This window comes from Gammaproteobacteria bacterium (assembly GCA_016200485.1).
GTDB lineage: Bacteria > Pseudomonadota > Gammaproteobacteria > Tenderiales > Tenderiaceae > JACQEP01.
Window position 1 is genome coordinate 36,601 of sequence record JACQEP010000025.1, and the last position, 19,964, is coordinate 56,564.

Consider the following 19,964-nt stretch of genomic DNA (forward strand, 5'->3'; position numbering starts at 1 on the left):
CACTCCTAGTCGTCGTGTCCGGCCAGCGCACTACGATTAGGCGTCTGGGGTAAGCGTGGCAGGCGAATCTCCGGAAATTCACCCGTCAAGGTATTAAGAAAAGCGACAATATCCGATATCTGCGCATCAGACAGTTCCCGTTTGAGCTGGGTCATCGCCATGACACGCACGGCTTCATCCAGTGTTTTTACCGCTCCGTTATGAAAATATGGGGCGGTGACCGCAATATTGCGCAAACTCGGCATGCGCCACATGCGTTGATCACCTGAATCGAGCGTAAGGTGATAACGCCCCAAGTCCTGGGCTAAATTATAGCGCCGTTCATAGTCGGTGCCTGGATAATTGGGGAAAAGCTCGTAAAAACCTTCGCCCTGCTGAAACGCCAAGCCGGGGATGGGGCCTGCCAAATTGACCCAGAAGTGGCAGGAGGCACAACCTATATCAACAAATTCCTGGAATCCACGCTTGGCCGATGCTGAGATGACAGTTTTATCGCCACGCAGATAGCGATCAAACGCGCTATTGGGTGTGACCAAGGTGCGCTCGAAACTGGCAATGGCGTTGGCCATGTTGTCATAGCTGAGTCCGTCGCGACCGAATACTTGTTCAAACTGGCTGCGATACCCCGGAATGGTATTGATTCGTGCTACCAGTGTCGCGCCATCCGCCATGCCCATGATGCGTGAATCGAGCACATGGCCTTTGAACTGTTCTTCCAGCGTCTTGGCGCCGCCATCCCAATTATGTGCCGTGTGATAGGCCGCATTCCAGATGGTTTGTGTATTTCGCATCCCGACCCGACCATTCACTCCCGTCGAAACAGCACGACCGTCTTCGCCACCGGCACTGATGTTATGGCAACTGATGCAGGCGTGTGTGCCGGTGATCGAAAGCCGCGGGTCAAAAAACAATTGTTTGCCAAGTTCGATCTTTTCTGCCGTTTGCGGATTATCTTTTGGAATTGGCGGTTGCGCTGGCAAGGGTTGAAACGGTTCGATTGCCTGAGCGACAATGCTCATCCCCAATAAAATAATACTGCCTAAAAACTTAACCATAACCCCTCTTAGTTGTTCTGAGTCAGCGCTTGTCCATGAGCGGATTTAAGCGCGATTTCGTTGGCGATGTGAATCGTTGACGTTGGGAAGGCGATGTCGGCGCCGTGTTTACGGATTACGGAATAAATCGCGAGTAGAATTTTATGCTTATCCCGATGATATTCGTGTACCTCGGAAACCGGGGTATATACAGACACCAAAATATCCAATGATGACGGTCCAAAGGCATTAAAACTAATGATCATCTTTTCTTTATGATCGACTTCAGAAGAGTTTCTCAGCATTTCACGTATGTCGTCGACGATAGCATCGATCTTTCCGGCATCTTCATAACGTAAACCGATGGTCTCGGAAATCCGGCGATGGCTCATGCGCGAGGGGTTTTCGACGGCGATGTTTGCGAACACCGAGTTGGGGACATAAAGAGGGCGTTTGTCCGGCGTCATGATGCATGTCTGGCGCCAGCCGATAGTTTCAATCGTACCTTCAATATTACGATCCGGAGAGCGCACCTGATCTCCGACGGCGAAAGGCCGATCAAGATAAATCATCAAACCGCCAAAGAAATTGGCGAGCAAGTCCTTGGCAGCAAAACCGACGGCGATACCACCGATGCCGCCAAAGGCCAGAATGCCGGAGATGCTATACCCCAATGTCTGGAACATCACCAGTGCGGCGATGATCACCACGGTGATGCGCAGCACTTTGGTGACGGCATCAACGGTCGTGCGGTCGATCGCTTCACCGGCCTGTATTCGGCGGCCGATAACTTCGCGCTGGGCATTATTAATGAATCGCAGCAGGAACCAGGCGATGATCACAATCACACCCATATCGCGCAATGGCGCGACTGCCGAGAAAATTGCGGCACCGGTGGATCGCTCAACGATGTTGGCGGCAAAGGCCAGGCCTACGATCCAGATCAATACTGATAGCGGCCGCTTGAGCGCTTCGATCAGTGCATCATCCCAAAGGGTCGCCGTTTTGGTGAAATACAGGTGCGCCCGGGCTATGATCCGGCGTTGCAACCAGTTAACGAGGATAGTGATTACAATAACCGCCAGCACCTGGCTTACCCAGATGTCCCAGTGTTTGTAATCGAGAATATCCTTAATGAGTTGGTCGAACACTGAAATGCCTTGGCCTGAATTAATTGAGTCCGGCGATTTTACAACAGATCAATGGGCTTGGGCTCGAAACAACACTCGAGTGAATGAAGTGCCTGCTTCCAAAGTGGGTCATTGTGCAATTGGTCGCGGTGATAACCCTGGCGGCCATGCATCCGCACCAGGCGCAGCTGTGATGCCGGACTTTCGTAAGCCTCGAGCCGCTCCAGGGTGCTGGTGATGGCATCAAAATCCTTACACACCAGGGCCATGTCACAACCTGCCTCCAGCGCCGCGACGGCGCGATCGCTCACCGAACCCGCCACTGCTGCACCTTCCATCAATAAATCGTCGCTGAAGATCACACCCTGGAAACCCAGGCGCTTGCGCAACACCTCTTGCAGCCAGAACGGAGAAAATCCCGAAGGCCGGGCATCGACATTGGGATAAATCACGTGCGCGGGCATGATGCCGGCCAGGCCATTCTGGATCAGACGCGAGAAGGGAATGATGTCTTCCTGTTCGATGTCGGCATAGCGGCGCTGATCACGGGCAATCGCCTCATGGGTATCGACCTCAACCGCGCCATGACCGGGGAAGTGTTTACCGACCGCCGCCATCCCCGCCTTGTTCATGCCATGCATGTAGGCGACCGCGAGATCGGTCACGACGTTCGGATCGCGATGAAACGAACGATCGCCAATCACCTTGCTAACGCCATAATCCAGATCCAGCACCGGGGCAAAACTGAAATCGACGCCGACGGCGCGTAGCTCTGCGGCCATGAGCCAGCCTGCCGTCTCGGCTAAATGCTTGGCACGTTTCGGTTCTTGCTTATAAAACTGGCCGATCGTCCCTGGCGGTGGCAGCCGGCTGAACCCCTCACGGAAGCGCTGCACGCGGCCCCCTTCGTGATCCACACTCACCAATAAGTGCGGGCTGCGTAAGCCATGAATTTCGGCGACCAGGCGTTGAATCTGCGCCGGATCCTGATAATTGCGCGTGAACAGGATCACGGCCCCGACCTTGGGATGCCGCAACATCTCCCGTTCTTCGGCGCTCAATTCCGGCCCGGCTAGGCCGACCATAACTGGTCCTAATGACATCGCAATTACTCCATTAAAATCTAACGCGGAGGCGCAGAGGACGCAAAGACAGTACTGGTTTTCACGATTGCTTGCTGAAAAACTTCCACTCTCGCGAGGAGCGTATTAACCAAATTTGTCTTCATACTCTGCGTCCTCCGAGCCTCCGCGTTAAATCTATTATCAATCATGAAATCTATGTCGATCATACCCTACCCCGTGGCCGCGCCCGCACATCCATCCAGTCGCGCAGGGCATCGCCCAATAGATTTACTGCCAATACTATCAGCATCAGCGCTACCCCCGGTGCCAGCACCATGTGCGGCGCGACCAGCAGGTAGCGGGCGCCGTCGCGGATCATACTGCCCCACGAGGCTTCCGGCGGCTGGACGCCCATCCCCAGGAACGATAGCCCGGCCTCGGCGATGACGACACCGGCAATGGCGAAGGTCGCCTCGACGATCAGCGGTGCCAGGATCAGGGGGATAATGTGACGGAGGATGATGCGCGCCGGATTGCTGCCCAGGGCGCGGGCGGCGACGACATGGTCGCGATGTTTGACGGTGAGCACCTGCGCCCGCGCCAGCCGGGCAAAACCGACCCAACCGACCACGCACAGGGCGATCACTACGTTATTAGTGCCGGGCCCAAGCAAGCCGGCCAGCGCGATCGCCAGCAGAATGCCGGGGAAGGCGAGAAAGATGTCGATGATGCGCACAGTAACATGATCCCACCAGCCACCCAGATAACCACTCACGGTGCCGATCAGCGTGCCTAGCACCACCGAGATGCTGACCACCATCACTGCGACCAAGAACGAGGTCTGCGCACCATCGACCAAGCGATCCCAGATCGGCCGACCAAGGTCGTCATAGCCTAACCAGGCAACTTGACCGGGCGTGAGGAGAATTTTATCCAGTTCGATCCGGTTGGGGTCTAACCCCAATAATCCGCCGCCCAGCGCAAACAACGCCCATAATGCGACGATAGCGGTTGGCCACCAGCGCCGCTTCATGCGCCCTCCTCCAACCGCACACGCGGATCGAGCCAGCCGTAGACGAGATCGGTAAGCGTGTTGACGAGCACGTAAGTCAGACTAATCAACAGGACACACGCCTGCACTACCGGATAATCGCGAGACTGGATCGATTCCACCGTCAGCTGGCCGAGGCCGGGCCATGAAAACACGACTTCGGTAATCACCGCACCGCCGAGCAAGGCGCCTAACTGCAAACCCAACAACGTGACAATCGGCAACATCGCATTGCGCATCGCATGACGCCAGATGACTACTCGTTCGCTCAAACCTTTGGCGCGCGCAGTACGGATGTAATCTTCATTCAAGACTTCGAGCAAAGTTGCACGCACCATGCGTGACAAAATTGCGGACATCGCACTGCCTAAGGTTAGCGCAGGCAGTATGATCGACCCTGCCCCTTCACGACCACTGACCGGAAACCAGCCCAGCCACAATGAGAACACCAGGATTAAGATCGGGCCCAACAAGAAATGCGGAATCGAGACACCCAGCAGCGATAACGACATCGCGCCTTGATCCCAAACACTGCCTTTGCGCACGGCTGCCAGCGCGCCTAATGGGAAAGCGATGGCTACCGCGACCAACAACGAAACCAAGGCCAACTCCGCCGTCGCTGGGATGCGTTCCAGCAACACATCAATGATCGGACGCTTGGAATACAGCGATTCGCCAAGATTGAGATGGAGCAGATTTGAAAAATAATTACCAAGCTGTGTCAGTAATGGCAGATCCAGTCCCAGTGCATGCCGTAGTGCTTCACGATCCGCCGGTTGTGCGGCTTCGCCGAGCATCACTTCGACCGGATCACCCGGCACCAGATGCAGAAACATGAACACCAGGCACGTGACGCCAATGATCACGATCAGGGCGCTGAGCAAACGTGAGAACAAAAAATGAACCATGTGTAGTATCTATCTCATGTGGTTTTATCAGCATTGCTATTAGACGCACCTATGGTCTCATCCTCTCCCCCTCTTTGAGGGGGAGGGTTAGGGTGAAAAGCCCGGAAATGCCCTGCAATTCGCCCTCTCCCCAACCCTCTCCCGCCAGGCGGGAGAGGGAGCGTCCTGTGTACTCTTTAGCTGTGTCCCAAATATTTTGGATCAGCATTCCGATGTTGAGTTAGGTGCTTGCTATTCAGTGATCAACACTTTCGTCCCCACCGGCACCCGTTCAAACAACTCGATGATCTCACGATTACGCATCCGCACACAGCCGTGCGAACCCGGCGCACCCATCGGCACTGAATCCGGTGTACCGTGGATGTAAATGTAACGGCGCATGGTGTCGACCTCGCCCAGACGATTACATCCCGGCTCCAAGCCGCTGAGCCACAGGATGCGAGTTAAAATCCAATCTCGTCCCGGCCCGCTGGCGGCAAGTTCCGGCGTATAGATTTCGCCTGTCGGCCGGCGGCGGATAAACACGGTATTTTCCGGTTGCCCGGCACCGATCTTGGCGCGAATCTTGTGCCAGCCGCGCGGCGTACATTCGCTGCCGCGACATTCACCGGGACCATTCTTGGCGGTGGAGATAGCGATGTCCATTAACACCTGATCACCCCGCCGCAACCACAAATGTTGCTGTGCGATACTGATCTCGATCCATAATTCATTAGAACTAATGGCGTGTGACATATTTCAATCCATCAAAATTACCATCACGTGCGATGCGATATCCTTCAAGCCCACGCCGTGCGATATACACATGATCTTCATACCACAACGGCACATAAGGCAATTGCTCCAGCAACCGTGCCTGAATCTGCCGGTAACCGGGCACTTGTGCCTCGGTCGTGGCATTGACTTCCGTCTGATCGATCAGTTGATCCGTTATCGGGTCGGCGTAACGGCCGCGGTTCGCCCCATCCGGCGGGATTGCAGTACTATAAAAAGCATAGTGAAAGATATCCGGCGTCTTGATCCCGATCCAGCTCAAACTGAACATCTGAAAACGTCCCGCCTTGATATCGCCATAAAACGTACCCCAATCATAACTGCGCAGATCGACATCAATCCCCACTTCATTGAGTTGCTGCTGTATCACCGTCGCCAGCCGAATCCGAAACGGATCGCTCGAAGTCTTGTACATAATCCTGGGCCGGCGACCACCGGTGTAGCCTGCCGCCTTCACCAACTGCCGCGACTTGTCAGGATCATATGCCAGCAACGGCAAATCCGGATTCCCCGCCCACAAGTCCGGCGGCAACAAGGCACTGGCGGGGCGCGCTGCATCACCCAATACATATTTGATAATCGCAGGCCGATTGATGGCATGGGCGATCGCCTGCCGCAGTTTGAGATTACGGGTCACCGGGTCCTGCATGTTAAAACCCAGATATGTGAAATTCGAACCTGCACCGCGAATTACCCGCACCGTATCCTGTTGCTCCAGATAACGCACCAGCTCCGGCGGCATATCGTTCTGAGTCATATCGATCTCACCGCGCATCAGCTTTAACGCCATTACCGTCGGATTTTTTACTTCAATGAAGTCCAGCAATTGGCCATCGTTACGCCGCCGCAGTTGCAACACGCCTTCCACCGGCCAGGCGACAAGCTCAAAAGTACCACTACCCAGTGCTTTCGTATTGAAAGAATAACCCGCCACCAATTGCCGCGCGGGCATGATGCCGATCACCAAGCGGCCAGGAAACAGCGGATCAGGTTTGCTGAGATGAAAATCGACCGTGTTATCGTCCACCACCTCTACCCGAGCGAGCATGTCAAAGATGGCGCTGTGCGGCGAGGCTGTGGCCGGATCGAGAATAGCGTCATAAGTCGCCTTCACATCGCGGGCCGTCAGGGTGTTGCCATCGTGAAAACTTGCCCGATCTGGACGCAAAATGAACCGATATTGAGTGGGCGTCAGCAATTGCCAATCCGCCAGCGCCGGAACCGGCCGGTAACTGTCATCGAAATCCACCAGTCGTTCGTAGAACAAACGATTGATCCGCGCCGAAGCGGCATCGGTGGCAAAACGCGGGTCCAGCGTCAGCGGGGCACGGGAAATGCCAAAGCGCAGGCTCTCGCGCGGCGTCTGGTCACAACCCGAGCATAGAAGCGCAATAATGCCCGCCAGGGCCAATCCGATCCAGAAGCGCCAACTCAATCGACCGCTTAATCGAATCAGGGGTTATCCTTCCATTCCTTGTAGGGATGCTGCGCCAAACAGACGTTATAGTAGCGTGAATCATGGGAAACTTCCTCCCCCGCCCATGGCGGCAGTTCGAAAGGCTCGTCCTCAGCCTGGAGCTCTATCTCCGCTACCACTAGCCCGGCGTTGTCGCCCTCGAAAACGTCAATCTCCCACAGATGACCGCTATGCTGCACCCGGTAGCGGGTCTTCTCGATCAGCGGCCCGACGCAGAGGTTATTCAGCATCTCCTCCGCCTCCGCGAGCGGGATCAGATACTCGAATTCGTGGCGCCGCACACCAAGGGTCATACTCTTGATATTGAGATAACCCTTCCCCTCCGCCGCTCGCACCCGCACCGAGGCACCCTCAGAGTTCGCCAGATAGCCTTGGCGGTAAAAGGCCTGGCCCGCCATATTCGCCCGCCACTGATCATTTACCACCAGGAACTTACGTTCAATTTCAGTCGCCATACTCAATTCCGCTTCCAATCACGTTGATTTTAATTAAAATAGCAGCCTACAGTAAAACTGCTTACGCAACCGGAGTAGCATCGCGTGAATGACCCCAAACCACCTTTTACCCAACCCGTGTCCCAGAACACGTACGAAGATGAGATCAGCCTCGTCGACTTATGGCTGACACTGGCCAAACATAAGACCGTCATTCTCTCCATCGCCGCGACCTGCACCCTGGGCGGGATGGTCTTTGGCTTTATCAGTTCCGTCAAACATACTTATGTCACCGCCATTCAGCTGGGCACACCCAGCCTCGAGTCGACAAAATCAACCATCACCAAACTGGAAAAGCTGTTTATCCCAACGACACAAGCCGCTCTCGATTCTCCCGTCGGCCTCAAGGTCGACTCGCCGGACGATAAGTTAATTCTTTTGGAATCCACGACTACAGAAGATAAAGTGGACGCCGTGCGCACCTTGCACACAGCGATCAGCAAACGACTGATTGAGGATCACGCTGTCCTTTTTGAGAAACAATTAACTTCGCTAAAAACCTTGGCTGACAACTACGCCACCACCCTCCGCGACCTGCAAAACAATAACTATGCGGGTGCTCTGGGTGAAAACATTAATGCATTGAAAGATAAAATCGCTCACACCAAGAGCGCAACCGATACGCAGGATCGCCTCAAGCTCGAACTCAAATTCGCCCATTCCGAACTCGCCCGCGAACAGCAACAGATCAAAGTGGCCGGCATCGATACTCAGACCAAGCTCGATCAGTTGCGCATGCAAATCGCCACCGCTCAGAACACCTCGCTGATTTCAACGGCCAGCGAATATGAACGCAAGGGTAAATCGCCACTCGTCATGGGCGTTCTGGGCTTGGTACTGGGGGGAATTTTGGGAGTTTTTGCCGCCTTCCTGATGGAGTTTGCCCTTAAGGTTAAATCTGCCAAAGCACAGGCATAGCGCTTGAATCTATGAAAATGCGTGCTGTTGTCATGAATACTCCGGGGAAGCCGGAGGTATTGCGACCCGCCGAAATCGCACGTCCGGTTATTACCCAGCCGCAGGAAATCCTGGTCCGCCTCAAGGCCGCCGGTGTTAATCCCGTCGACACCAAACTCCGGGCGCGGGGCACTTATTATCCTGATCGCTATCCGACCATTTTGGGATGTGACGGTACCGGCATAGTCGAAGCCATCGGCTCAGCTGTGACTCGATTCAAACCCGGCGATGAAGTTTATTACTGCTACGGCGGCATCGGCGGCACACAGGGCAATTACGCTGAATATGCGGTAATTCCTGAATACGTTGCCGCGCTTAAGCCGAAATCACTAAATTTTGAACAGGCTGCTGCCGCACCACTGGTACTCATTACCGCCTGGGAAAGCTTGTTTGACCGCGCCCACTTGCAGCCAGGCCAAACTGTGCTCATCCATGCCGGCGCCGGTGGCGTCGGCCATGTCGCAATTCAGCTCGCGCATGATAAAGACGCACGCGTGTGCACTACCGTGGGCAACAGCAGTAAGGCGGAGTTTGTGAATAGGTTAGGTGCCGAAAAGGTCATCGATTACAAGCAACAAGACTTCGTCACCACCGTACTCGACTGGACCAATGGTCAAGGTGTTGATATCGCCTTCGACACCGTGGGTGGCGAAACATTTAATCGAAGTATTTCGGCAGTACGCTATGGTGGTGATCTAGTGACGCTGTTACAACCAGAGGATACTGCCTCGTGGAAAGAAGCGCGCACACGCAATCTGCGCATCAGTCTGGAGCTCATGTTAACCCCCATGCACCAGGGACTCACAGACGCATTGCGCCATCAAGGTCAGATCCTGCAACGCTGTGCGCAACTTTTCGATGAGGGCAAGCTTAAGATCCACGTTGCCCATACCTTCCCGCTCGCCGAAGCGGCAGCAGCCCACCGTCTGATAGAACAGGGTGGAATGACCGGCAAAATCGTGCTGACGATTGATTAAATACAAAAATCTAACGCGGAGGCGCGGAGGCGCAGAGAAAAACAAAAATACCACTCACAAAGGGCACCAGGAAAGAATAGGTAAATTATTATAGAATAGCTTTATCTTCTCTTGCGATCTTGGCAATCAACTTTCCTCTGCGCCTTTGCGTCTCCGCGTTGGATTTTGATCTCATTACCGCTCAAACAGCGCAATCGACTCGACATGCGTGGTATGCGGGAACATATCCATCACCCCGGCGCTCACTAAACGATAACCCGCCTCATTGACCAAGACACCGGCATCACGCGCCAGCGTCGCCGGATCGCAAGCAACATATACGATCTTTTTCGCACCAAACTCGGCAATGTGCTGCACGATCTCATACGCTCCAGTACGTGGTGGATCAAGCAAGATCTTATCAAAGCCCTGCCCAAACCAGGGCTGCGCGTGCGGCGCAAGCGTTAAATTCGCGCCATGGAACTCGACATTAACCAAGCCATTACGCCGCGCATTTTCTCGCCCCTGTTTGACCAGCAACTCATCACCCTCGACGCCGACCACATGGCGAGCGTGGCGCGTTAGAGGTAAGGTGAAGTTACCCAGCCCGCAAAACAAATCCAGCACCCGATCCTGGGGCTGAATATCCAGTAATTGAATTGCCCGGCTGACCATCGCCGGATTGATCGAATAATTAACCTGCGTAAAATCGGTAGGGCGAAAAAACAATTCAAGATCAAATTCTGACAAGCGGTAGCTCAACTCCGAATGATCCGGCCACAACAAATGCACACTGTCCGGCCCCTTGGGTTGCAAATAAATATGAAATCCGGTCTTGACGCCGAAATCGCACAACTTGGCCAGATCATCCTCTATCAACGCATCCAGGTGACGAAACACCAGCGCTGTAGCAGTATCACTCACCGCTAGTTCGATTTGCGGAATTCGATCAAAAATCTTCAGACTATGCACTAAGACCCGTAATTCATCCAACCGCTGACCAATAGCAGGATGCAACACCTCGCATGTTTCCAGATCGGCAAGAAACGCACTCCGTTTTTCCCTAAACCCGATTACCATTTTCTGTTTCTTAATGACATATTTGCAGCCCAGCCGCGCCTTGCGCCGATAACCCCAAACGTCACCCGTTAATGGCACCAACACTTCAGTCGGTTCAACCTTGCCAATGCGACGAAAATTCTCGAGCAGAATTTTCTGCTTGACCAGTATCTGATCATGAGCATCGAGGTGTTGCAGACTACATCCACCGCAGATCTCGAAGTGTTTACACTGCGGCGCTACACGTTGTGGCGATGGTAGTTTAATTTCTACCGACACGCCCTCGTCAAAATGCCTGTGCCGCGCCAAATACTTGAACATCACCTCCTCACCCGGCAAGGCCCCCTCAATGAAGATCGTTTTGCCCTCAATGTGCGCAACACCACGACCATCATGAGATAGCGATCCAATCACCGCCGGGAACGTTCCCGCGGGTACAGGCTTGAAGTTTCTGCGGCTCATGCCTGATAAATCCTTACACTTCGCCGCCAGTCCAGGCGTTAAGAAACTCGATGAAATGGGGTTTGGCCTCGTGCGTCAATACTTCACGCACCAATCGGCATTCAGCAGTATATTCCTCGATTGTCAAATTACCGCGCATCAATTCAAAACGCAGATACACAAGATAGGTATTGAGCACATCGGTCTCACAATAATTGCGAATACCTTCCAAGTCACCCGCCTGAAAACTGTCCCACACCTTGGCGCCACTCATCCCCATCTTGCCGGGAAAACCCAATAAGGTCGCAATGTCATCCAGTGGCGCATTGGCGCGCGGCTGATAGGCTGCCAACACGTCCATCAGATCGGTATGTCGATAATGATAGCGGCTAAGATAATTATTCCATTTGAAGTCCCGGTCACCCTCGCCGACATCCCAATAACGCGGCGCCACCACGCCATTGATCAGTCCTCGATAATGCAACACCGGCAGATCAAAGCCACCGCCATTCCAGGAAACCAATGTCGGTGTGAATTTATCGATGCCATCGAAGAAGCGTTGAATCAATTCTTTCTCGGAAGACTCAAGCGTTCCCAATGACCAGACCTTGAGTTGATCACGGTTACGAAATACCGCAGAGATTGCCACGACGCGATGTTGATGTAATGGCAGGAAATCATTGCCCGTGTCCTGCCGACGGCGATGAAACATGACCTCCGCAACGTCCTTATCTGCCAAGCCATCCAAATCATAGAGTTTGCGGCCACCCGCAACATCCGGCACAGTTTCAATATCAAAGACAAAGACATTCATGCGTGACTCTCGGAAGCTTACTCAGGAAACACACCCGTCGATAAATAACGATCACCGCGATCACAAATAATCGCGACAATCACGGCGTTCTCAACCTCTTGTGCTAAACGTAAAGCCGCGCTTACGGCACCGCCGGATGAAATCCCGGCAAAAATTCCTTCCTGCGCCGCCAGAGCCCGCGTAGTTTCTTCCGCATCTTGCTGAGTGACATCAATAATTCGATCCACCTGTGCCGGTTCGTAAATCTTGGGTAAATATTCAACTGGCCAACGACGAATACCCGGGATACTGGCGCCATCCACCGGCTGCACTCCGATAATCTGAATCTTGGGATTTTGCTCGCGTAAATAGCGGGAGGTCCCCATAATGGTGCCGGTCGTACCCATTGCGCTGACGAAATGCGTTATCCGGCCCTGGGTATCGCGCCAGATTTCTGGGCCTGTGCCTTCATAATGCGCCAGTGGGTTATCAGGATTTGCAAATTGATTGAGTACCCGGCCCTCACCGCGTGACTCCATTTCACACGCCAGATCAATCGCTGCTTCCATACTACCTGCCTTAGGCGTCAGAATAATCTCAGCGCCAAATGCCTTCATCACCGCCCGCCGCTCGACGCTCATATGCTCGGGCATAATCAACACCATGCGATAGCCCTTCATTGCCGCCGCCATCGCCAGGGCAATACCTGTATTGCCGCTCGTCGCCTCAATCAGCGTGTCACCTGGCTTGATTTCGCCACGCGCCTCAGCGTGTTTGATCATACTCAAGGCAGGACGATCTTTGACTGAACCCGCCGGATTGTTTCCCTCGAGCTTTACCAGCAAAGTATTGGTGCTGGCACTCAGCATGCGCTGCAGACGCACTAAAGGCGTGTTACCAATGAATTGTTCCAAGGTAGGAAAGGTCATGTTGTGGATTTTACCGGAAGCCGATCAAACGGGCGAATTTGCCCCATGGATAGAGGAGTCCTCAATCCACGGTACAAATAAAGGATTTCAAATATCCGCGAAATGCACCACCAAGCTCCGGATGCTGCAAGGCATACTCCACCGTTGCCTGCAAGTAGCCGAGTTTGCTACCGCAATCATAGCGTTTACCCGTAAATTGATAAGCCAGCACCTGCTCTTGTCTTAATAGCTCGGCAATCGCATCGGTCAGCTGAATCTCACCACCCGCACCCCGCTGCGTCCGTTCCAGCAAATCGAATATTTGCGGCGTGAGAATATAACGCCCCACCACAGCGAGATTGGAGGGTGCAACTTCGGAACGAGGTTTCTCGACGATTCGATCAACCTTCCCCAAACGCTCATGGAAACTACCTGTTTTGACGATGCCATACTTATCTGTATCTTCCGCCGCAACGGGCTCGACCCCTAAAACACTGCACCGATGCTGTTCATATACCTGAGCCATCTGCGACATGCAGGCCCCTCCCGCACCATCGATCAAATCGTCGGCCAGAATCACGGCAAATGGCTCATCTCCGACCACAGGCCGGGCGCAGAGCACCGCATGCCCCAATCCCAACGCCTCTGGCTGCCGCACATAGACGCAGGAAATTCCCTCCGGCACTACACTACGAACCAGACTTAGCAACTCATGCTTGCCGCGCTTTTCAAGTTCGGCTTCAAGCTCATAATTTTTATCAAAATGGTCTTCAATCGCCCGCTTGGAACTGCTGGTCACAAAAATCAATTGGGTGATACCGGCTGCAATCGCCTCTTCTGCCGCATACTGAATCAGTGGCTTGTCGACAATCGGCAACATTTCCTTGGGATTTGCCTTCGTTGCAGGCAAAAATCGTGTTCCCATGCCTGCCACTGGAAATACCGCCTTTTTGACCTTCATAGTTATGCCGTCACCTTTTCAAAGGGAATCACGTTGTTCTGATTAGATTGCATGGGGAGTACCGACGCCATTTCAGGCACCAATCCATGAAGCAATGCCGTTAGTCGCTCTATGTCATACATTGCGCACGATTGCTCCATATCAATCAGTACGGAATCGACAAGCTGACACTCGACCGAGCGGCTGTGAGCTTGGAATATTTTCTCATGCGCGGTCTCGGCAAGATTCTCCTGATCATGAAACAATTCTTCGTACAGCTTCTCGCCAGGACGCAAACCGGTATAGACAATCTCAATATCCTGCCCCGGTACTTTGCCCGACAAACGAATCATTTGTTCCGCCAGATAATTGATCTTGATCGGCTCGCCCATATCCAGCACAAAGATCTCGCCGCCATCCCCCAACACAGCCGCTTGCAAAATCAATTGCGAAGCTTCCGGAATCGTCATGAAATAACGGGTAATATCAGGATCGGTCACGGTCACCGGCCCGCCTGCCTCGATTTGGGCGCGGAACAAAGGCACCACGCTACCGGCAGATCCGAGGACATTCCCAAAGCGCACGGTAATAAACTTCGTCTGCGAATGTCGGCTCAGCGTCTGACACAATATTTCAGCCACCCGTTTGGTTGCACCCATCACATTCGCCGGATTGACGGCCTTATCGGTCGATACCAGCACAAATATTCCGCAACCATGGCGATCCGCGGCCGATGCCAGAAGATGACTGCCCAACACATTGTTACGCACTGCTTCGCGAACCTGCGCCTGTAACATCGGCACATGTTTGTAGGCTGCCGCGTGGAAAACCACTTCTGGCCGGTACTCTTCAAACACGCGTTCAATCGCAACCTTGTCACAGACATCTATCAAACAGGGATAAAGCACCAAGTTTGGAAAATGTTGCCGCAGCTCCAGCTCGATAGAATAGAGATTGAATTCCGACCTCTCCACAATCACGAGTTTGGCAGGCCCCAAACGGGCAATCTGGCGACACAACTCTGACCCAATGGACCCACCGCCACCGCTCAACAAAACAACCTTGCCCGCCAGGCCGTCGCTAATCCGTTTCCAATCAAGTGCCACGGATTCACGCCCCAGCAGATCATCAATCGATACATCACGTAATTCCTGCAATACCGAATATCCGGAAACCAGATCCTGCAACCGGGGCAAGGTACGAAACGGCACACCCGCCGCATTACACAAAGCCACTACGCGCCGCATCTGGATACCCGTCGCCGAAGGTATCGCAAGCATCACAATATCCACACTCCGTTCAGCCACCACATTTCCCAGGCAATCGACCGCGCCGAAGACCGGTAAGCCGTGAATGTTTGCCCCTTTTAGCCGGATGTCATCATCGAGAAAACCAATGGGTTGATATTCTCTATTGCGACGCATATCACGCACCAGCATCTCACCGGCCCGTCCGGCACCAATCACCAACACTCGTTTCGCTTCGGAAATTTTGATCTTGAGCCCATGATCCTTCCATAAGCGATAACAGAGGCGCGGCCCTCCTAACAAAAAAACCAGAAACAAGGGATAGAGCATCAGTGCGGTACGTGGCACACCTGCCATTCGATTGAATAGAAACAAGGCAAGCGTAATCGCCAAGGCACCCAACACTGCGGCTCGAATAATATTCCAGAGGTCCGGAATGCTGGCAAAACGCCATACGCCACGATAAAGACCGACCTTCCACAACACTGCTCCTTGCGCCAACAATACTGTTGCAATCACGCCAGGACTGGGCATTAATCCAATGGAATACCCTTCATAACTGCCACGAATCAGGTTGGCCAACATCCACGCCACCATGACCATAAAAACATCATGCACTAGAACCAATGTGCGTCGATTGATTTCTCGCATACGCGATGCCCCTATCCCCTTATATGCAATATTTGATTATCTGAATGATTTTGAATATTAGCGCCCATAGACATCTTCAAACCTGACAATATCATCCTCGCCCAAATAGCTTCCCGATTGCACCTCGATCAACTCCAAGGGAATTGTTCCTGGATTTTCCAAACGATGTTTCATTCCCACCGGGATATAGGTCGATTGATTTTCACTCACCAACAGGATTTCATCCCCGCGCGTCACCTTGGCCGTCCCCTTAACCACAATCCAGTGCTCGGCACGATGATGGTGCATCTGTAACGATAATGCCGCCCGGGGATTAACGGTAATACGCTTGACCTGAAAGCGCTCGCCATTGTCGATCGATTCATAACATCCCCATGGGCGCGAGACACGACGATGGGTTTGGTATTGAGTTTTATTGTTTCTCTTTAATTCTTCGACAATCTTTTTGATATCCTGCGAGCGGTCTTTGTGGGCCACCAGCACGGCATCCGCCGTTTCAACCGCAATAATGTCTTCCAAGCCCACCGTCGCCAGCACCCGATGCTCGGCAATCAGCACATTATTTTTCGAATCAATCGCGTGTACATCGCCTTTTTTGACATTTCCCGCCGCATCATGCTCACTCGCCGACCACAAGCTGGCCCAGGAGCCCACGTCCGACCACCCAGCATCCAGCGGCACAACAACAGCATCCCCGTGCTTAGCCGATCCAACAATTTTCTCCATGACTGCATAATCGATGGAATCACTGGGGCAGGCAGCAAACACTTTCGCGTCAACGCGAAAGAAATCACGATCCGCCGCACCTTGTTCAAAGGCCTGCACGCAACTTTGTGCAATGTCGCTGCGATATTGTTTGATTGCCGTCATCCAGGTAGTAGCCGTCATCATGAAAATGCCACTATTCCAGAGATAGTCACCGGAGTTGAGATATTTTTCTGCAGTCTTTAAATCCGGTTTTTCGACAAAGGCGGCGATGGTAAAGGTATCACCATCGCCCTGACGCGCGCCCTTTTTGATGTAACCGAAACCCGTTTCTGGCGCATCCGGCACAATACCAAAGGTCACGACCCCCCCCGCACGGGCATGCGGAACCGCCAACACAACTGCCTGGTGAAACGCCGTCACATCCTTGATTAAATGATCAGCGGGCATGACGAGCAAAATCGGATCCGTCTCACTACCAGCGGCCGCCAGCGCCGCCAAGGTCATCGCTGGCGCGGTATTGCGCCCAACAGGTTCCAGAATAATTTTGGAATAATTTTTCTTGATTTGCCGGACCTGCTCTCCGACCAAAAAACGATGTTCTTCGTTGCAGATTATCAGCGGATTGAGAACGTTGACTTCATCGCTCTGCGTCTTAGACAGGCGGCTATCCAGTCCATCCATACGCATCACCGTATTCTGCAATAGACTCAATTCGCCAAACAGGGCGATCAATTGCTTGGGGAAATGTTCGCGCGACAATGGCCAGAGCCGGGTTCCTGAGCCACCGCTAAGAATTACAGGCTGCAAAATCATCTTTCTCGTATCCAATTACTGTTTCAGCTTCATTGCGAAAACTCATCGGAGTCCGCGACCACAATCTTGGCACGATTTTTCTCGATGAGTTTGGGACCAATCCCTTTTACCCGGGTTAGATCGTCGGCCGATTTGAATGGCCCATGTTGCCGCCGTTCCGTCACGATGGCCTTGGCCTTGGCGGGACCGACCCCCACCAATTCCCGATCCAATGTTGCGGTATTGGCGCGGTTGATATTCACCACCTCTGCCGCAGCGGCAACGCCAACCAGCGCTATCAACAAAATCCCTAAAATGGCTTTCACGGAGCGCACTCCTTTACCTCCGATTCCTGTCTTTAAAACAAAAGGATGCCGAAAAATCCCTATTTAGTCAAGGCATTAGCGATTCCTAACTGAATCGACCGTAGTGCCGCCAACGGATCCGGCGCCTGGGTAATTGGCCGACCAATCACAAGATAGCTCGCCCCCGACTTGAGCGCCTCACTGGGGGTCAATACCCGATTCTGGTCGCCTTTGTCACTCCCCGCCGGACGCACTCCTGGCGTCACCAAACAAAATTCCGCCCCGATTGCTTGGCGCAGCAAAGCTGCTTCTTGCGGTGAACAGACCACTCCATCCAAGCCACTACTCTCGGTTAACTGCGCCAAGCGCAAGACGTTAGCCGCAAGGTTCCCCCCCAGCCCCGTTTCATGGATCTCGCGTTCAGTCAGGCTGGTAAGAATAGTGACCGCGATCAACAAGGGCCGATGCTCACCCGCCGCAGCTACGGCCTCCCGCGCCGCTTCCATCATCCGCCGCCCGCCCTGGGCATGCACATTCAGCATCCACACCCCAAGATCAGCCGCGGCCGCACATGCGGCCGCGACAGTGTTGGGAATATCATGGAATTTGAGATCCAGAAACACCTCATAACCGGCGTTCACTAAGCGCTTAACAAAAGCAGGCCCCTCACGGGTAAACAACTCCTTACCTACCTTCACTCGACAACCGCGGGGATCGAGTTTTTCAACCAGCACCCACGCCCGGTCGGCAGTGGGAAAATCCAAGGCAACAATGATCCGTTTGGGATCAGTCTCAAAAAACGGCATTAATTGATAACTCCACGCTCCTGAACTGAACGAATACTCGACCAACGCTTACAACTCGGGCAAGACCAATGCATGGCATTTCCAGTAAACCCACAGTTAGCACAACGATATACAGGCTTCGCTGCCAATAATTTATTTAAAGTCGTTTTGATCAGCGCATAGTTCTCGGAAACGGGCGGCTGACGCTGCATTTCCAACTCCAGCATATAATTCACTCCATGCAGCGAAGGACGTTTGCTAATTTCCTGCCCCAAAAAATTTGCCGCCGCAGACTCGCCCTCAAGATCAAAAATCATGCGCGAGGCAGCCAGTAACAACTCAACATTGGAATGATGATGTATTACTTTTTTAAGAAACCCGAGTAATTCTGCTCGCTGCCCGCAAGCTTCATGACATTTCACTAATGACGCCAACACTTCGGCCAAATATTGAGGTGCCCGTTTTTCCAAGCGCTGATAATGTTGGATTGCACCTGACCAATCACCTGCATCACGTCGCAAATCCCCTTGCATGATCATTGCCCTTGCACAGCCATCATCCTGCGCAATGGCCCGCTCCAGCATCCGTTCGGCCTGAGCGATATCGCCTTTTTTCTGGGCATTATCAGCAATTTCACAATAATACTGCGCGATTAATTGATCTTCCGCCTTACCGGTGCAAGTCTCGATTTTGCGCACAACATCCACTGCCCGGAACCACTCTTTTTCCTGTTCGTAAATATCGCGCAATAATTTCAGGGCGGGTAAATGTCGACTCTCGGAATCGATAATTTCCTGACACAACTCTTCAGCCCGATCCAGCAAACCAGCACTCATATAATCCTGCGCCAGCTCAAACAAGACCTGACCGCGTTGCACCGCAGATAAATTGGAACGTACAATCAGATTTTGATGGACGCGTATGGCCCGCGAGACTTCACCGCGGCGCCGAAAAAGACTGCCCAAGGCCAGATGAATATCGACGGTATCTTTATCGACCTCGAGCATCCTGACGAAGACATCGATCGCTTTATCCGGCTGTTCATTGATCAGGAAGTTCAGACCCTTGAAATATTCTGGATTAAAACTTCTCGCCTCAGCCTCCAGGCACTTACGATATTCACGTCGTGCCACAAGCCAGCCGGAAACAGCAGCAACAGGCAACAATAACCAGATTAGCTCCTGCATAATCGACTATGACTCCTTCGTCGCGGAGCGAGTGTGCGTCAAGCGGCGCTCAACGTGTTTCATGCCTTTCTTCAGCTTGCTGATTTCTCGCTTCAGCCGAATAATCACACCCACACTACCGAGCAAGCCTAATATTGCACCTGTCCCCAGCGTCAGCATTAACGCCAAGGACAATGGCAAATCCCAACTCCCAAAATAATAATTGAGATGCACCACTTGCGAATTGAGAACGGAAAAACTAATCCCGACCAATAATATGAAGGCCAGGAAGATCAGGGTGAAGATACGTGTCATACCTTACGC

Annotated in this window: 20 protein-coding genes; 2 read left to right on the top strand and 18 right to left on the bottom strand. The window is 53.1% G+C overall.

From position 1 onward, the window contains the following. Positions 1 to 5: 5 nt before the first annotated feature. The 8 genes from HY272_14475 to HY272_14510 form a co-directional block, all read right to left on the bottom strand. Positions 6 to 1,055, bottom strand: a complete 1,050-nt coding sequence (locus HY272_14475; GenBank protein MBI3773887.1) for a c-type cytochrome — start codon at positions 1,053 to 1,055, stop codon at positions 6 to 8. Between the two features lie 8 nt (positions 1,056 to 1,063). Continuing rightward, on the bottom strand, positions 1,064 to 2,170 hold the full coding sequence (locus HY272_14480) for a mechanosensitive ion channel family protein (GenBank protein ID MBI3773888.1): 1,107 nt from the start codon (positions 2,168 to 2,170) through the stop codon (positions 1,064 to 1,066). Positions 2,171 to 2,223: 53 nt separating this feature from the next. Next, positions 2,224 to 3,267 (bottom strand): beta-N-acetylhexosaminidase, encoded by a 1,044-nt coding sequence (nagZ, locus tag HY272_14485; GenBank protein MBI3773889.1) that lies wholly within the window; start codon positions 3,265 to 3,267, stop codon positions 2,224 to 2,226. A gap of 184 nt (positions 3,268 to 3,451) precedes the next feature. Continuing rightward, the gene (locus tag HY272_14490) at positions 3,452 to 4,261 is read right to left on the bottom strand and encodes an ABC transporter permease (GenBank protein MBI3773890.1); all 810 of its coding nucleotides are present in this window, start codon (positions 4,259 to 4,261) and stop codon (positions 3,452 to 3,454) included. Continuing rightward, positions 4,258 to 5,187, bottom strand: coding sequence for an ABC transporter permease (locus tag HY272_14495; GenBank protein MBI3773891.1), 930 nt, complete (start codon positions 5,185 to 5,187; stop codon positions 4,258 to 4,260). The genes HY272_14490 and HY272_14495 overlap by 4 nt, the downstream gene beginning before the upstream one ends. Positions 5,188 to 5,418: 231 nt before the next feature. Further along, positions 5,419 to 5,922 carry a L,D-transpeptidase gene (locus HY272_14500; protein ID MBI3773892.1) on the bottom strand — a complete coding sequence of 168 codons (504 nt, stop codon included), beginning with the start codon at positions 5,920 to 5,922 and terminating at the stop codon, positions 5,419 to 5,421. After that, positions 5,906 to 7,396, bottom strand: coding sequence for an ABC transporter substrate-binding protein (locus HY272_14505; GenBank protein MBI3773893.1), 1,491 nt, complete (start codon positions 7,394 to 7,396; stop codon positions 5,906 to 5,908). Before HY272_14505 ends, HY272_14500 begins: the two co-directional genes overlap by 17 nt. Positions 7,397 to 7,413: 17 nt before the next feature. Further along, entirely contained in the window at positions 7,414 to 7,893 is a 480-nt protein-coding gene (locus tag HY272_14510) for a CYTH domain-containing protein (GenBank protein MBI3773894.1), read from the bottom strand. An 84-nt stretch (positions 7,894 to 7,977) separates the two neighbouring features. Here HY272_14510 and HY272_14515 point away from each other — a divergent pair, with 84 nt between their 5' ends. Together HY272_14515 and HY272_14520 are read left to right on the top strand one after the other, a co-directional pair. Next, the gene (locus tag HY272_14515; GenBank protein MBI3773895.1) at positions 7,978 to 8,850 is read left to right on the top strand and encodes a hypothetical protein; all 873 of its coding nucleotides are present in this window, start codon (positions 7,978 to 7,980) and stop codon (positions 8,848 to 8,850) included. A gap of 17 nt (positions 8,851 to 8,867) precedes the next feature. Then, entirely contained in the window at positions 8,868 to 9,866 is a 999-nt protein-coding gene (locus HY272_14520; GenBank protein ID MBI3773896.1) for a zinc-dependent alcohol dehydrogenase family protein, read from the top strand. Between the two features lie 174 nt (positions 9,867 to 10,040). Here the strand turns inward: HY272_14520 and rlmD are convergent, their stop codons facing one another. The 10 genes from rlmD to HY272_14570 all read right to left on the bottom strand — a co-directional run bounded on the left by rlmD (position 10,041) and on the right by HY272_14570 (position 19,955). Further along, complete coding sequence (gene rlmD / locus HY272_14525; GenBank protein ID MBI3773897.1) at positions 10,041 to 11,366, bottom strand: 23S rRNA (uracil(1939)-C(5))-methyltransferase RlmD; 1,326 nt, start codon at positions 11,364 to 11,366, stop codon at positions 10,041 to 10,043. A 13-nt stretch (positions 11,367 to 11,379) separates the two neighbouring features. Further along, a complete protein-coding gene (locus HY272_14530; protein ID MBI3773898.1) occupies positions 11,380 to 12,159 on the bottom strand; it encodes a 3'-5' exonuclease in 780 nt (259 codons plus the stop codon). A 17-nt stretch (positions 12,160 to 12,176) separates the two neighbouring features. Then, positions 12,177 to 13,067 (bottom strand): cysteine synthase CysM, encoded by an 891-nt coding sequence (gene cysM / locus HY272_14535; GenBank protein MBI3773899.1) that lies wholly within the window; start codon positions 13,065 to 13,067, stop codon positions 12,177 to 12,179. A gap of 61 nt (positions 13,068 to 13,128) precedes the next feature. Continuing rightward, entirely contained in the window at positions 13,129 to 14,007 is an 879-nt protein-coding gene (gene galU / locus HY272_14540; protein ID MBI3773900.1) for a UTP--glucose-1-phosphate uridylyltransferase GalU, read from the bottom strand. Positions 14,008 to 14,009: 2 nt separating this feature from the next. After that, complete coding sequence (locus tag HY272_14545; protein ID MBI3773901.1) at positions 14,010 to 15,884, bottom strand: polysaccharide biosynthesis protein; 1,875 nt, start codon at positions 15,882 to 15,884, stop codon at positions 14,010 to 14,012. 57 nt (positions 15,885 to 15,941) lie between these two features. Beyond that, positions 15,942 to 17,405: a mannose-1-phosphate guanylyltransferase/mannose-6-phosphate isomerase gene (locus tag HY272_14550; protein ID MBI3773902.1), complete on the bottom strand. Its 1,464-nt coding sequence runs from the start codon at positions 17,403 to 17,405 to the stop codon at positions 15,942 to 15,944. Between the two features lie 29 nt (positions 17,406 to 17,434). Continuing rightward, positions 17,435 to 17,719 (bottom strand): ComEA family DNA-binding protein, encoded by a 285-nt coding sequence (locus HY272_14555; protein ID MBI3773903.1) that lies wholly within the window; start codon positions 17,717 to 17,719, stop codon positions 17,435 to 17,437. 50 nt (positions 17,720 to 17,769) lie between these two features. Further along, positions 17,770 to 18,495: an orotidine-5'-phosphate decarboxylase gene (gene pyrF, locus HY272_14560; protein ID MBI3773904.1), complete on the bottom strand. Its 726-nt coding sequence runs from the start codon at positions 18,493 to 18,495 to the stop codon at positions 17,770 to 17,772. Next, entirely contained in the window at positions 18,495 to 19,661 is a 1,167-nt protein-coding gene (gene lapB / locus HY272_14565; protein MBI3773905.1) for a lipopolysaccharide assembly protein LapB, read from the bottom strand. Before lapB ends, pyrF begins: the two co-directional genes overlap by 1 nt. Before the next feature lie 6 nt (positions 19,662 to 19,667). After that, positions 19,668 to 19,955, bottom strand: coding sequence for a LapA family protein (locus HY272_14570; GenBank protein ID MBI3773906.1), 288 nt, complete (start codon positions 19,953 to 19,955; stop codon positions 19,668 to 19,670). Positions 19,956 to 19,964: the final 9 nt, after the last annotated feature.